The organism is Lysobacter sp. K5869 (genome assembly GCF_018847975.1).
Lineage (GTDB): Bacteria > Pseudomonadota > Gammaproteobacteria > Xanthomonadales > Xanthomonadaceae > Lysobacter.
In genome coordinates this window covers 1,118,226-1,130,962 of the sequence record NZ_CP072597.1, presented here as the reverse complement: position 1 = coordinate 1,130,962, position 12,737 = coordinate 1,118,226, and the positions used below count along the sequence as shown (strand labels likewise).

The following is a 12,737-nucleotide window of genomic DNA, read 5'->3' as shown; positions in this document are numbered from 1 at the left end:
CTATACTCGAACGCATGAGCGAACCCCACCTGCGCACTCTCGGCCTGCTCGGCGGCATGAGCTGGGAATCGACCCTGCCGTACTACCGCCTGATCAACCAGACCGTGCGCGAACGCCTCGGCGGCCTGCATTCGGCGCGCTTGCTGCTGTACAGCGTCGACTTCGCCGAAGTCGAGCGTCTGCAGCACGCCGGCGATTGGGACGCGGCCGGCGCGCTGCTCGGCCGCGCCGCGCGCTCGCTGCGCGACGGCGGCGCGCAGTTGCTGGTGATCTGTACCAACACCATGCACAAGGTCGCCGACGCGGTGGAGCAAACGGCGCAACTGCCGCTGCTGCACATCGCCGATCCCACCGGCGCGGCGATCCGCGCCGCCGGGCTGAGCCGCATCGGCCTGCTCGGCACGCGCTTCACCATGGAGCAGGACTTCTATCGCCAACGGCTGGCGCAGCGGCACGGGCTGGAGGTGCTGGTGCCCGACGAGGCCGAACGCGAAGCCGTGCACCGGATCATCTACGACGAGCTGTGCCTGGGCGTCATCCGCGAAGAATCGCGGCAGGTGTATCGCGACATCATCGCCGGCCTGGTCGCGCGCGGCGCGCAGGGCGCGATCCTGGGCTGCACCGAAATCGGCCTGCTGATCGGCGAGGGCGATGTCGAAGTGCCGCTGTTCGACACCGCCGCGCTGCACGCGCGCGCCGCGGCGCTGGCCTCGATCGGCGCCGGCTGACGCGGCGCACGCCGAGGCTTGGTGGCGGACGCATCGTCGGGCGACACTAGGCCTCCCGCTGCATCGCGAACGGAGTCCGCAATGAACGATCGCCCCAATCCCGGCTGGTTCGGCCGCAATTGGAAATGGTTCGTGCCCACCGGCTGCCTCACCGTGCTGCTGCTCGGCGCGCTGGTGCTGTTCGGCCTGATCGGGCTCGGCATCAAGGGCATGTCCGGCTTGATGAGCGGCAGCGAGCCGGTCCGCCACGCCATGCAGCTGGCCAAGGACAATCCCGAAGTGACCGCCGCGCTCGGCCAGCCGCTGGAAACCGGTATGGGCTTCCAGGGCTCGTTGCGCACCGACAACGACCGCGGCTCGGCCGACCTGTCGCTGCCGCTCAAGGGCCCCAAGGGCAGCGGCCGGCTGTACGTGAAGGGCGAGCGCGAAGCGGATCGCTGGACCTACCGCCTGATCGAAGTCGCCATCGACGGCAGCGAGCGGCGCATCGATCTGCTCGGCGCGGACAAATCGGCCGCGCCCGCGCAAGCCGCGCCGCCCGAAGCGGCGCCGGAACCGGAAGAAGACGATCCCGACGCGCCGGCCGAGGAATCGGCGGCGGCGTGAACCGCGGCGGGCGGCGGTTCGCGCCGCCCCGCCTCACTTGCCCGGCAGCGGCAGCGCCTTGAATTCCTTCACCGTGCGCAGCACCAGACTGGAATTGATGTCGGCGCCGCCGGCCTGATTGAGCAGGCGGTCGAGCAGGAAGCGCGAGAGGTGTTCGAGGTCGCGCACGACGATCTGCAGCAGGTAGTCCATGTCGCCGGTCAGCGCGTAGCAGGCGACCACTTCGTCCCAGGCGCCGACGAATTCGGCGAAGGCGGCCACCGCCTCGCTGTCGTGGCGGCCCAGGCGCACGCGCACGAAGGCCTGCAGGCCCAGGCCCAGGCGCGCGGCGTCGACTTCGGCGCGGTAACCGCGGATCACGCCCTCGCGTTCCAGCCGCTGCACCCGGCGCAGGCAGGCCGAAGCCGAGAGGTGCACGCGCTCGGCCAGTTCGGCGTTGGTGAGGCGGCCGTCGCGCTGCAATTCGGCCAGCAGGACGATGTCGGTGCGGTCCAGTTCGATGGTGGTCATTTTCGGCGCCCCTGAGGCCATTGACGCACAAATGTTGCGCCGAACCCGGTTACAAGCGCAATAACGCAAGCCTATTGCGCCGCGACACGGCTAAAGTCGTTGCATCGGCCCTGCCAGGGGCCCTGGAGCGAGTCGGTATGAACACCCCCCCGCAACGCGTCGAACATCAGCTCACCGACAAGGGCTACGTGCCGGTCTACACGACCGCCGTGGTCGAACAGCCGTGGAGCTCGTATTCGGCCGACGACCACGGGGTGTGGGCGCAGCTGTTCGAGCGCCAGCAGAAGGTGTTGGTGGGCCGCGCCAGCGACGAGTTCCTGGTCGCCCAGCGCGCCATGCACATGACGCCCGACCGCATCCCCAAGTTCGACGACCTCAACCGCACCCTGCGCGCGCACACCGGTTGGGAGCTGATCGGCGTGGAAGGCCTGCTGCCGGAGCTGACCTTCTTCGATCATCTGGCCAACCGCCGCTTCCCGGTGACGTGGTGGATCCGCAAGCCCGAGCAGATCGATTACCTGTCCGAGCCGGATCTGTTCCACGACTTGTTCGGCCACGTGCCGCTGCTGATGAACCCGGTGTTCGCCGACTACATGCAGGCGTACGGCCTGGGCGGGGTGAAAGCGCACGGCATCGACCCCGACGCGCTGGTGCACCTGACCCGGCTGTACTGGTACACGGTGGAATTCGGCCTGATCAAGCAGGCCGACGGCTTGCGCATCTACGGCAGCGGCATCGTTTCGTCCAAGAGCGAATCGATCTACAGCCTGGAATCGCCCGCGCCCAACCGCATCGGCTTCGATCTGGAGCGGGTCATGCGCACGCGCTACCGCATCGACACGTTCCAGAAGACCTACTTCGTCATCGACAGCTTCGAGCAGCTGATGCGCGCGACCGAGCCGGACTTCACCCCGATCTACGAGCGTTTGGCGCAGCACGACTCGGTCCCGGCCGGCGACGTGCTGACGGCCGACACGGTGTTCACCCGCGGCACCGGCGAAGGCTGGCTGACCGACGGCGACGTCTGATCCCAAAGATCGCGTCGCCGCAGGATTTCCCCCTGTAGGAGCGGCGCAAGCCGCGACCGCGCCACCGCACCTACGACGCAAGCGTGATGCCTTGCCGCCGCTCGTCCACGCCGAGCGGCGCCTTCGCTTCGCTCGCCCCGGCGCTACACTGCGCACCGATGAACGAAGAAAACCAAAGCAAGCCCCCGCACATGGGTGCGGGCCACGCCGCCGCGGCGCAGACCGCCAGCGGCCTTCCCTATCGCCAGATCCGCGCCGTCTACGACGACGCCACGATCCGCGTCTACCAAGCCTTCAACGACCAGATCGCCGACGCCGCGCTCGCCGCCGGCCGCTTCGTCGAGCCGTTCTCGCGTTCGCGCATGACCTGGATCAAGCCCTCTTTCCGCTGGATGATGTACCGCGCCGGCTGGGGCTACAAAGACGACAACCAGCGCCGCATCCTCGCCATCGACATCCGTCGCGAAGGCTTCGAGTGGGCGCTGGCGAACAGCTGTCCCTCGCACCCGGACCCGGCGATGACGCCGGAGCAGTGGCAGCGCCACCGCGACGCGACGCCGGTGCGGATCCAGTGGGATCCCGAGCGCAATCTGAACTTCCATCCGCTCGATCACCGCTCGATCCAGATCGGCCTGGGCCGGCCGGCGGTGCTGCGCTATGTCGAGCAATGGACGCAGCGCATCGAGGACATCACGCCGCTGGCGCATCGCCTGCACGACTTGGTGCAGGCGCGGCAGCTCGACGAAGCCGCCGCGCTGTTGCCGGCGGAGCGGCCGTACGCGCCGCAGGTCGAGGTCTGAGACTCCTCGGGCCCGACGCGTTCGATCCGGTTCGCGCCGCTCGAACGACATCGGGTCCGAAGCGAGCGCTCACGCCATCGCCGCCAAATCCGTCTGCGGCGCGCGCCGCTGGCCGGCGAGGAAGCGCACCGCCCAACCGGCGAAGTAGCCGGCGCTGAAGCCCGACACCACCAGATCCCAGCCCAAGGCGCTGTCGTGCAGTTGCGGCTGGATCGCGGCGATCACTTGCAGAACGTAATGCGCGCCGAAGATGCCGAGGTTGCGCAGCAGCGGCAGCGCGCTGCCGGGCTGGCGCACCAGCCGGCGCTGGTGGTCGAAGGCGAGCGCGGCCGGATCCAGCGACCCATACCCGAGCGCGCCGCCGGCCAGCGCGCCGACGAACCAGCGCGCCAGCGTTTCCAGCGGCGCGCCGGCGTGCGCGGCCAGCCCGAACAAGCCCCAGGCGATGAACACCGCCGGCACCGCCCACACCCGCGCCAGCGATTGCACGCCGCTGCGCAGGCGGCGCAGGCCGAGGTAGAGCAGCACGGCGAAGATGGCGTAGACCCACAGCGGGGTGCCCTGGAGGAGTTGGGTGGCGTGCATGGCGGATGGCCTCGGTGCGCGGATGCGGGAAGGAGTGGGTGAGCGCGGCCGGCGGGAGGGCTTGCCGGCGGGCCGCGATCGCCGCGGCATGGGGCTCATGCTCCGCCGCGGGCGGCGCGCGGCGCAGTCCCGGCGGTCATCGATGCGGCCTGCCGGAAGTCACTGCCTGGGGCAGGGCGGGGCGACGGCGGACCCCAGCACTCCGCTTACGGAGTTTTGGATTTTTTGAGACGTCTAATTTGACGCGTAACGTCACTTTCGTTGCGTCGCGGATGACGCGCCTGGGCGCTTCCCGCCCAAGCACGCGGCCCCTTCATTTTCATGAACACGTTCACAATTCTTCACACTCAATCACGCTGCGCTAACAAACCAATCTGAGACTTGAATCACGCTCGTGGCATGGAATGTGCGTGATCTGGCCGGAGCGCCGGATCCCCCGGCGCCGACTCCCTTCGGACACCTTCCATGCGCAAGCTTCCGACCGCTCTCCTGGCCGCCGCGTTGCTGGCCGGCCTGCCGCTGCTCGCCCAGGCCGAGTCGCAGTACACGACCGGCACCGCCTCGCCGATCACCGCCTCCGCCCGCCTCGATTTCCAGATCACCGTGCCGAAGATCCTGTTCCTGCGGGTCGGTACCGGTACCGACTACACCAGCGTCGCCACGATCGACCAGATCGCTTTCACCGTGCCGGCCGCGAATGTCGGCAACGGCACCGCGGTCGCGGCCACCGCCGGCTCCGGCAACCTCGGCAACGGCGCGGTCACCGCCAAGCTGGTCGGCAACAACGGCACCATCACCCTGTCGTCCTCGACGGTCGGCGCGCTCGGCAACGGTTCGGGCGACAGCATTTCCTACAGCCAGATCCAGACCACGGTCGCCACCAACACCACCGCCACCGCGCTCAACGCGCCGGCGCTGGCCGACGGCGCGGTGACCAGCACCACGGTCGCCCCGGGCGCCGGCACCAAGGTGGTCAACCTCGACGCCAAGTGGACCTACGCCTACCTCAACGGCGCCGTGGTCGCGCCGGGCACCTACGGCGGCGTCAACGCCAACAACAGCCGCGTCACCTACACCGCGTCGATGCCGTAAGCGATGCAGTGCGTCCCGCGCCTCGCGCGGGCATCCGGCGCCGCCGCGCTCGCGGCGGCGCCTTCCCCCGGAGACTCCGTCATGACCGCACGCCCGTGCGGCCCGGCCCCGCGCCGGTCCGTCGCCGCGATCGCCGCGCTGAGCGCTGGGCTGGCCGCCTTCGCGCCGGCCGCCGCCGCGTTCACCGCGACCTTGAATCCCGGCACCCGCGCGATCTATCTGCGCGTCGGCGACGGCATCTACACCGGCACCTATACCGGCAACGGCACGCCCGGCAACGGCGGCGGCATCGACGTGGTGTCGGTGACGGTGCCGGCCGCGGCGCTGGGCAACGGCACCGATCAGGTCATGACCACCACCGCGTCCTCGGGCGTGAGCAATTACGACGGCTACGCGTTCTGCAACGTGCCGGCGCAGATCTACGTCGGCGGTTTCTATCGCCGCAGCGGCGCCGGCGGCGCCGCCAGCCTGACCGCGACAGTGCCCGCCGGGCTGACCAACGCGCAGGGCGAGAGCATCGCGTTCTCGCAGATTTCCTGGACCTCCAGCGGCAACGGCGACACCGGCGCGCAGCCGATTCCGGCCGGCACCTTCCAGCCGGGCACGCAGTTGCTGACCAGTTTTCCGATCAACACCTGGCGCGAGAGCTGCCACACCTTCCGCTACGCCAACGACGCCGTGGTCGGCGCGGGCACCTACACGGGCAGGGTGACCTACACCCTGAGCGCGCCGTGAGCCGCGCCGCGCGCCTGGGCGCCGCGCTGTGCTTCGCGCTCGCCGCGTCGATGGCGAACGCGGCGACGCATCGCGTCGACGACAGCGGCACTCAGGTGATGAACCCGAACGTGCAGATGCGCTGGGACGCCACCGTTCCCGGCGCGCAGGGCCGCGGCGTCACCGGCGCGCTGGACGTCGCGCTGCGCCTGGACGTGGCCGCGTGGCGCGGCCGCACCGGCCGCATCTACATGACCTTGCCGGTCTCGCCCTCGGGCCCGCTGCAAGCGGCGTGGACCACCCAGGGCCAGTTGCTGCCCGGCCGCCTGATCGCCGGCGAACGCGCGCTGATCTTCGCCGGCCCCATCGCCCAAGACGCGCTGCGCGACCGCCTGCGCCTGACCGTGCAAGCCGACGGCCAGCGCCTGGACCGCGCCGAAACCCTGAATTTCTCCTTCGAAATCGACCTGGACGAACCCTGATGCGCTCCCTCACGCGTCCCCTCGCCGCGCTGTGCCTGTTCGCCTCGCTGTGGCCCGCGGCCGCCGCCGCGCAAGGTTTTTCCGCGCTGGTCTCGCCGCCGCGGTTCGAAGACCGCGCCCAGCCCGGCAGCGTCTACCGCAACGTGGTGGAGATCACCAACGTCTCCGCACGCGCGGCGCGCTACACGCTCAAGACCGCCGACTGGACCATCGACGGCAACGGCGCGGTCGCCTTCGACACCGCGCTCGCGCCCGGCAGTTGCCGGCCGTGGGTCGGGCTGGAAGCGGCGCAAATCGATGTCGCCGGCAACGGCAAGCGCCGCTACCGCTTCGAAGTCGCCGTGCCGAAGGACGCGCCGGCCGGCGAATGCCGCTTCGCGATCCTGCTGGAAGGCGCGCCGGAAAACGTCGGCGGCGCGCTAGCGCTGCCGGTGGCCGGGCGCATCGGCATCATCGTCTACCTCGGCATCGGCGATGCCGCGGCGAAGCTGCGGGTGATCGAAACCACCACCGCGCAGGTCGAAGGCCAGCGCGTGCCGGTGCTGCGCGTGCGCAACGAAGGCAATGCGCACACGCGCCTGGAAGGCTTGGTCGACGGCATCGACGCCAAGGGCCGCCGCTACGGCCTGCAGCCGTCGAGCCTGCCGATCCTGCCCGGCGAAACCCGCACCCTGGCGCTGACCCCGCAAGCCGACGACGCCAACGCGCCGGCGCCGACGCTGGCCTATCCGCTGCAGCTCAAGGGCGCGCTGGAATGGGACCGGCAGACGTTGCCGCTCGACCAGCGCCTGACGCCTTGAGCCGCGCGCGATGATCGCTCTCGCCCCGCCGTCGCGCCGCCGCCTCGCCGCGGCGCTGGCGCTCGCCCTGACCGCGTCCGCTCCGGCGGCCGCGGCGCAGGACGCGCCCGCCGGCGAGTACCGCGACCGCATCATCGCCCCGCAAACGCTGGCGCCGCTGCCGCCGGACCCGGAAGACGAACGCGACGACAGCGGCCTGCCGCGTTCGCTGCGCATCGGCTTCGACTACGCCCGCAACGAACGCGGCGACGAGACCTACGACGAACGCGGCCTCAGCCTCGGCGGCTATTGGGAAACCGCGGACTGGGGCAGTTTCTCGCTCGACGCCACCGCCTTGCGCCGCAACGGCCGCATGGATGCGCGCGGCTGGAGCGGCGCGGCCACGCTGTGGCAGCGCGGCGTCTACCTCGACGGCGGCTGGCGCGGCGACAACGGCCTGGGCGTGCTCGCCACCCCGGCGCCGGAGCTGCAACGCAACCAATACCGCTTCTATCTGCCCTCGGTGGCGATGGCCGGCGTCAGCAGCCAATGGAGCCGCGACGCCGACGGCCGCAGCGTCTACGCCGCGTTCGGCCGCGCCGGCGTGTTCGACGGCACCCGCACGGTCGGCTTCGACTTGGCCGACGGCGAGGTCGCCGCGCTCGGCGGGCAATGGCGGCCGGCCGAACACTGGACCGCGTCGGCCTCGCTGCTGAGCACCGCCGGCCGGATCGCGCCGGACGACCGCGGCGACGCGTCGTTCGTGCCCGGCGCGACCCAGGCCGGGCATTGGGCCGCGCGCTGGAGTTCGGGCGCCGACTCGGTGCAGTTCAATCTGCTGAGCAGCCACGGCCGCGACGGCGACGCCAGCGGCGGCTGGATCGACGCCAGCGCGCGCCGCGGCCGCTTCCGCCACGACGCCGGCGTGTTCTCGCTCGACCCGGGCTTGGCCTGGGGCGCGCTGCCGATCAACCAAGACGCGCGCGGCGGCTACTACCGTCTCGGCTACCAATACGGGCGCTGGCTGTGGAACGCCGGCCTCGACGAAATCCGTTCGATCAGCGGCCGCGGCTTCGACGGCCGCTACGCCACCGCGTTCGCGCGCTATCAGGCCAGCACCCGCCTGGGCTACGGCGCCAGCGCCAGCTTGCGCCACGCCGATCGCGGCGGCGACGCCTACTCGCTGCAAGGCTTCGCCGATTACCGCAGCGATTGGGGCCAGACCCGCGTCCAGCTCGACCGCGCCGATGCCGGCGGCGGCGAGCGCAGCTGGCAGGCCAGCGTCGATCAAGCGCTGCCGTTGCCGGAAGGCCAGCACTTGTCGGTGTCGCTGGCCTACGCCGAACTCGGCCAGCGCGGCCTCGACCCCACCCACAGCGCCAGCGTGTCGCTGTACGGCGGCCTGCGTTTGGGCCAGCGCTGGAGCCTCGACGGCAACGCGCGCTGGACCCGCGGCGACGGCCCGTCGGCGACGCGCGGCAGCGACATCAACCTCAGCCTGAGCGGCGCCTTGGCGCGCGGCTGGTCGCTGAGCGCCGCGCTGTACCAAAGCCGCGGCTGGCAGCGCTCGCCGTTCCTGCTCGACCCGCTGGCCGTGGATTCGCCGCTGCAACGCCTGCCGCGCGAACGCTCGGCGCTGCTGACCTTGCGCTACGACTGGCAAGCCGGCCGCCCGCTGCCGGTGCTCGGCGCCGCGCCGGGCGCGGCCAGCGGCGACATCGCCGGCGTCGTGTTCCTCGACGACAACGGCGACGGCGTCCGCGCCGCCTCCGAACTGCCGGCGGCCAACGTCACCGTCGTGCTCGACGGCCGCTGGAGCGCGCGCACCGACAGCAGCGGCGCGTTCGCGTTCTCGCGCGTGAGCGTCGGCGAGCACCGCGTGCAAGTGCTCGCCGACAACCTGCCGCTGCCGTGGTCGCTGAGCGAAGCGCCGGCGACGGTGCGGGTGTCGGTGCGCGACGCGGCGCGCCTGGAAATTGGCGCGACGCGGCCGAGGTGAGGTTGCCGAAGCCCCTGTAGGAGCGGCGTAAGCCGCGACCGCGGCAACGAAGCGACGACGAGCGTTTCGGCGCAGTTGCGTTATCGCAATCGCGGCTCACGCCGCTCCTACCGCTACGCCGTCGCCAAGGCGGGACTCTGGCGCGCCACCGCCGCCGTCGCCAACAACCGCCCGGCCAAATCCCGCGCCGCCACGCGCAACTCCGGCACCGCGGTGATCTCCCACCACTGCGCGCGCAGCAGCGGCCCGATCGCGTACAGCCCGCGCACCGCCTCGCCCTTGCGGTCGAGCGCTTCGAACCGCGCCGAGGTGCGCAGCCCCAGGCCGAGCGGATCGGCCGCGACCAGCCCCGATTCGCGCAAATGCGCGATCAACGGATGCGTGGTGCGCTCCACATCGGTGTCCAAGCCGGTCGCGCGGATCAGCGCATCGAAGCGTTCGGTGTGCAGCCGCTGGCCGCCGCGTTCGCGGATCAGCGCCTCCACCGCGTCGTCGCCGCGGCGCGCGCGCAGCAGCCGGCCGGCGCGGATCTGCAACTGGCCGGAGTCCTGCAAGGCCTGCAGTTCGTCGGCCAATTGCGGCGCGATGCGATGGCGCAGCGCTTCCCAATACGAACGCAGATGGCGCAGGAAGCTGCCGCGCTGCGCCGCCGGCATGCCGGCCCAGAAGCCTTGCAGGTACGGCCGCAGCGCATCGACCAGACTGCGCCAATCGGCCACCACCGGCGCCAGCGTGCGCAGCGCGCGCAGCAGTTCGCGCGGCGCGTGGCTGTCGAGCGCGTGCAGCACCGCGGGCGGCAGCGCCACCGGCGCCGGCGCGGCTTCGTCGTGCGCGCGCGGCAGCAGGCCGTGGCGCGACAGCGCAAGGATCGGGCCGCGATGGCCGCGCTTGTGCAGCGTCGCCACGGTGTCGGCCATGGTCAGGCCGGTGCCGACGATCAACAGCCGCGCATCCGCCGCGATCGCGTCGATGGCGCCGTCCTGCCACGGCCAGCCGATGTAGCTCGGATGCACCGCCAAGCGCGGCCCCACGCCCGCCAGCGGTTGCGGCGGCAACGCGCCGACCGCGAGCACCACCTTGTCGCTGAGGAAATCGCTGCCATCGGCCAGATGCACGCGAAAGCCCGCCGACGCGCGCTCCACCGCGATGGCTTCGTGGCGGATCTGGCTGAAGCCGGCGGTGCTGCCGGCCACCGCCGCCTGCAACTGCGCATGCAGGTATTCGCCGAACAACAGCCGCGGCAGATAGCTGCCGCGCGCGCGGTCGGTGAGGTTGAGCCAGTCGGCGAAACCGCCCGGCGCGTCGGGCGTGGCGCCCAGATCGCTGGCGCGCACGTTGAGCAGATGCTCCGGCCGCGCTTCGCCGTAGGCCACACCGCGGCCGTAGCTTTCGGGTTGTCCGACCAGACACAACTCCACGCCGGGACCGGCGCTGCGCGCCAGTTCGCCGGCCAACGCGCTGCCGCTGAAACCCGCGCCGATGATGGTGATGCGCATGGGGCTGCTCCTGCATTGGGTGGGAGCAGTCGTTCTAGTGGATTGCGCGCGGCGGGGTGTAAAGCGGCGGTTACCGGTTCGTAAAGCGCGCTGGACGATGCGGAAGGTCGTCATGACGATTCGGCATCACGCTTGTCGCGGAACTGCAAGACGGCGTCACGGCGTCGTTCGCTCGCGCGAGCGGCGTCGCGCCTCGATGTTTTTCCCTGCATTTCTGGGAAATTGCGCGCGGCGCCGGATCGCGTGCATGAAGGCCCTCCCACCGCGGCGGCCACCGTAGCCGCCGGATGGGAGGGCCTTCAGCCCGAACGCTTTCTATCGAAGGCCGAGCGCTTCGGCCCCGATATCCCTTGCGCGAATCGCGCGAGGGATATCGATCGCTACGCTATCGCGCGACTGCGCGATCACTTCGGCCCGGCCAGCTGCTTCGCCGTGCCGTACGGCCAACCGTCGAGCTGGCCGCGCTTGATCCAGTCCAACAGCATGCGCAGATAGCCGTCGGCGGTGCGGGTGTGCGTGCGCTCGCCCTTGGCGTCCTTTTCGAATTCCAGGATGCCGTGATCGGCCTGCGGGAACACCACGGTGGTGATCGGACGGCCGGCGCGGCCCAGCGCGGTCAGGCGCTTTTGGGTTTCCTCCGACGGCGCCTCGATGTCGTCGCCGCCGAGCACCCACAGCTGCGGAGTCTTGAGCGTGCGCAGCACCGGCATCGGGTCGTAGTCCCAGCTCACTTCGTAATCGTATTTCTTGAACTCGGCCATGACCTCGTCGCGCGTGTGGGTCGCCACCAGACCGCTGTATTCGCCCTTGACCGACTTCCACCAGGTGTCCTTCTCGTACTTCTTGCGCACCGCGTCCAACTCGGTCCAGCCGCGCGCGCCGTTGCTCGACGCGATCAGGCCGGTGGCGTCGGTGAGTTCGCGCGCCTTGCGCAGCGTCGCCTTATCGCCGAAACCGGCCGCGCGCAGGTCCAGCACGACCTGATCGCGATCCTCGGCCAGCACGCCGTCGGCCAAGCCGAAACCGACTTCGACGAATTGGGCTTGCGGCGTCTTGCTCGCCGCCAGCGGCGCGATCCAGCCGCCCTGGCTGCCGCCGAGGTAACCGATCTTGCTCACGCGCTCGCCGCCCAGGCGCTGCGCCTCGCGCAACGCCGCCGCAGCGTCGTCGGAGAGTTCGTGGAAGTTCTGCGTGTACTTGCCCGTGGAACCGCCGGTGCCGCGCTTGTCGTAGACGAACACGCCCACGCCCTCGGTCGGGAACAGATGCTGCTGGTAATACAGGTCGACGCCGGAGTAGTTCTCCGAGCCGTGCACCATCACCACCACCGGCACCTTGTCGCGGCCGGCCGGCAACACCAGGCGGCCGCGCAGCTTCACGCCGGCGCCTTCGAAGGCGGTGTCGACGATGTCGAACTTGATCCGTTCGCCGCGATGGCCTTCGAACACGATCGGTTCGCCGCACTGGCCCAATTCGACTTTCACGCCGTCGGCGCGATCGCCCCAGCCGCCGGTGCTGACCAGCGCGCCGTCCTTGCGCACCAGCTTGCCGGTGCGGCCGTCGAGCAGGCGCCAGCGCAGCGCGGCGGGATCGTCGATGCGGCCCAGCGTGACCGAGCCGCCGTCGTCGAGACGGTACGCGCCGACGAAGCACGTCATGTCCGCGCCCTTGGCCGCCGGCGCGGGCTCGGCGGCGTGGACGGCGGCGGCCGCGGACAGCGCGGCGGTCAGTGCGGCGATGCGGGGAATGGTCAGGTTCATGCGGGCGGCCGTGAAGGAGGGAGGTCGTTGCTTGTGATGCGCGCTTCGCCGCCACGGTTGCAACGCAAAATCGCATCGCGCCCTCAACGCTGTGCACTTTCTTTTTGCAGGGCGATGTGCTGCGCGTCGATGCGTCCGCGACTTTGGCGGCGACCGTT

The 12,737-nt window shown here is 70.7% G+C and carries 13 protein-coding genes; 9 read left to right on the top strand and 4 right to left on the bottom strand.

What is annotated here, in order from left to right:
- The first annotated feature begins 14 nt into the window (after positions 1–14).
- Both J5226_RS04880 and J5226_RS04875 read left to right on the top strand, forming a co-directional pair.
- Positions 15–728 carry an aspartate/glutamate racemase family protein gene (locus tag J5226_RS04880; protein ID WP_215838739.1) on the top strand — a complete coding sequence of 238 codons (714 nt, stop codon included), beginning with the start codon at positions 15–17 and terminating at the stop codon, positions 726–728.
- Positions 729–809: 81 nt separating this feature from the next.
- Positions 810–1,334, top strand: coding sequence for a cytochrome c oxidase assembly factor Coa1 family protein (locus J5226_RS04875; RefSeq protein ID WP_215838738.1), 525 nt, complete (start codon positions 810–812; stop codon positions 1,332–1,334).
- 33 nt (positions 1,335–1,367) lie between these two features.
- On the opposite strand, the gene J5226_RS04870 is transcribed toward J5226_RS04875, so the two are convergent.
- Complete coding sequence (locus J5226_RS04870) at positions 1,368–1,844, bottom strand: Lrp/AsnC family transcriptional regulator (protein WP_215838737.1); 477 nt, start codon at positions 1,842–1,844, stop codon at positions 1,368–1,370.
- Positions 1,845–1,981: 137 nt separating this feature from the next.
- On the opposite strand from J5226_RS04870, the gene phhA reads away from it, so the two are divergent.
- Together phhA and J5226_RS04860 are read left to right on the top strand one after the other, a co-directional pair.
- On the top strand, positions 1,982–2,872 hold the full coding sequence (phhA, locus tag J5226_RS04865; protein WP_215838736.1) for a phenylalanine 4-monooxygenase: 891 nt from the start codon (positions 1,982–1,984) through the stop codon (positions 2,870–2,872).
- A 191-nt stretch (positions 2,873–3,063) separates the two neighbouring features.
- On the top strand, positions 3,064–3,672 hold the full coding sequence (locus tag J5226_RS04860) for a DUF4291 domain-containing protein (protein WP_215840317.1): 609 nt from the start codon (positions 3,064–3,066) through the stop codon (positions 3,670–3,672).
- A gap of 69 nt (positions 3,673–3,741) precedes the next feature.
- Here the strand turns inward: J5226_RS04860 and J5226_RS04855 are convergent, their stop codons facing one another.
- On the bottom strand, positions 3,742–4,257 hold the full coding sequence (locus J5226_RS04855) for a DUF6622 family protein (protein WP_215838735.1): 516 nt from the start codon (positions 4,255–4,257) through the stop codon (positions 3,742–3,744).
- Between the two features lie 465 nt (positions 4,258–4,722).
- On the opposite strand from J5226_RS04855, the gene J5226_RS04850 reads away from it, so the two are divergent.
- The 5 genes from J5226_RS04850 (at position 4,723) to J5226_RS04830 (ending at position 9,323) form a co-directional block, all read left to right on the top strand.
- Positions 4,723–5,349 carry a hypothetical protein gene (locus tag J5226_RS04850; protein WP_215838734.1) on the top strand — a complete coding sequence of 209 codons (627 nt, stop codon included), beginning with the start codon at positions 4,723–4,725 and terminating at the stop codon, positions 5,347–5,349.
- A gap of 81 nt (positions 5,350–5,430) precedes the next feature.
- The gene (locus J5226_RS04845; RefSeq protein WP_215838733.1) at positions 5,431–6,084 is read left to right on the top strand and encodes a hypothetical protein; all 654 of its coding nucleotides are present in this window, start codon (positions 5,431–5,433) and stop codon (positions 6,082–6,084) included.
- Positions 6,081–6,545 (top strand): hypothetical protein, encoded by a 465-nt coding sequence (locus J5226_RS04840; protein ID WP_215838732.1) that lies wholly within the window; start codon positions 6,081–6,083, stop codon positions 6,543–6,545. Before J5226_RS04845 ends, J5226_RS04840 begins: the two co-directional genes overlap by 4 nt.
- On the top strand, positions 6,545–7,345 hold the full coding sequence (locus tag J5226_RS04835) for a hypothetical protein (RefSeq protein WP_215838731.1): 801 nt from the start codon (positions 6,545–6,547) through the stop codon (positions 7,343–7,345). Before J5226_RS04840 ends, J5226_RS04835 begins: the two co-directional genes overlap by 1 nt.
- Before the next feature lie 10 nt (positions 7,346–7,355).
- Positions 7,356–9,323 carry a carboxypeptidase-like regulatory domain-containing protein gene (locus J5226_RS04830; protein ID WP_215838730.1) on the top strand — a complete coding sequence of 656 codons (1,968 nt, stop codon included), beginning with the start codon at positions 7,356–7,358 and terminating at the stop codon, positions 9,321–9,323.
- Positions 9,324–9,436: 113 nt separating this feature from the next.
- On the opposite strand, the gene J5226_RS04825 is transcribed toward J5226_RS04830, so the two are convergent.
- Positions 9,437–10,819, bottom strand: a complete 1,383-nt coding sequence (locus J5226_RS04825) for an FAD/NAD(P)-binding protein (RefSeq protein WP_215838729.1) — start codon at positions 10,817–10,819, stop codon at positions 9,437–9,439.
- 404 nt (positions 10,820–11,223) lie between these two features.
- Positions 11,224–12,579: an alpha/beta hydrolase gene (locus tag J5226_RS04820; RefSeq protein WP_215838728.1), complete on the bottom strand. Its 1,356-nt coding sequence runs from the start codon at positions 12,577–12,579 to the stop codon at positions 11,224–11,226.
- Positions 12,580–12,737: the final 158 nt, after the last annotated feature.

Bases quoted from the DNA above. Each gene is read 5' to 3' on its own strand.
- J5226_RS04850 (WP_215838734.1), top strand. From the start codon at position 4,723: ATGCGCAAGCTTCCGACCGCTCTCCTGGCCGCCGCGTTGCTGGCCGGC.
- J5226_RS04870 (WP_215838737.1), bottom strand. From the start codon at position 1,844: ATGACCACCATCGAACTGGACCGCACCGACATCGTCCTGCTGGCCGAA.
- J5226_RS04860 (WP_215840317.1), top strand. From the start codon at position 3,064: ATGGGTGCGGGCCACGCCGCCGCGGCGCAGACCGCCAGCGGCCTTCCC.
- J5226_RS04825 (WP_215838729.1), bottom strand. From the start codon at position 10,819: ATGCGCATCACCATCATCGGCGCGGGTTTCAGCGGCAGCGCGTTGGCC.
- J5226_RS04880 (WP_215838739.1), top strand. From the start codon at position 15: ATGAGCGAACCCCACCTGCGCACTCTCGGCCTGCTCGGCGGCATGAGC.
- J5226_RS04845 (WP_215838733.1), top strand. From the start codon at position 5,431: ATGACCGCACGCCCGTGCGGCCCGGCCCCGCGCCGGTCCGTCGCCGCG.
- J5226_RS04820 (WP_215838728.1), bottom strand. From the start codon at position 12,579: ATGAACCTGACCATTCCCCGCATCGCCGCACTGACCGCCGCGCTGTCC.
- J5226_RS04875 (WP_215838738.1), top strand. From the start codon at position 810: ATGAACGATCGCCCCAATCCCGGCTGGTTCGGCCGCAATTGGAAATGG.
- J5226_RS04835 (WP_215838731.1), top strand. From the start codon at position 6,545: ATGCGCTCCCTCACGCGTCCCCTCGCCGCGCTGTGCCTGTTCGCCTCG.
- J5226_RS04855 (WP_215838735.1), bottom strand. From the start codon at position 4,257: ATGCACGCCACCCAACTCCTCCAGGGCACCCCGCTGTGGGTCTACGCC.
- phhA (WP_215838736.1), top strand. From the start codon at position 1,982: ATGAACACCCCCCCGCAACGCGTCGAACATCAGCTCACCGACAAGGGC.
- J5226_RS04830 (WP_215838730.1), top strand. From the start codon at position 7,356: ATGATCGCTCTCGCCCCGCCGTCGCGCCGCCGCCTCGCCGCGGCGCTG.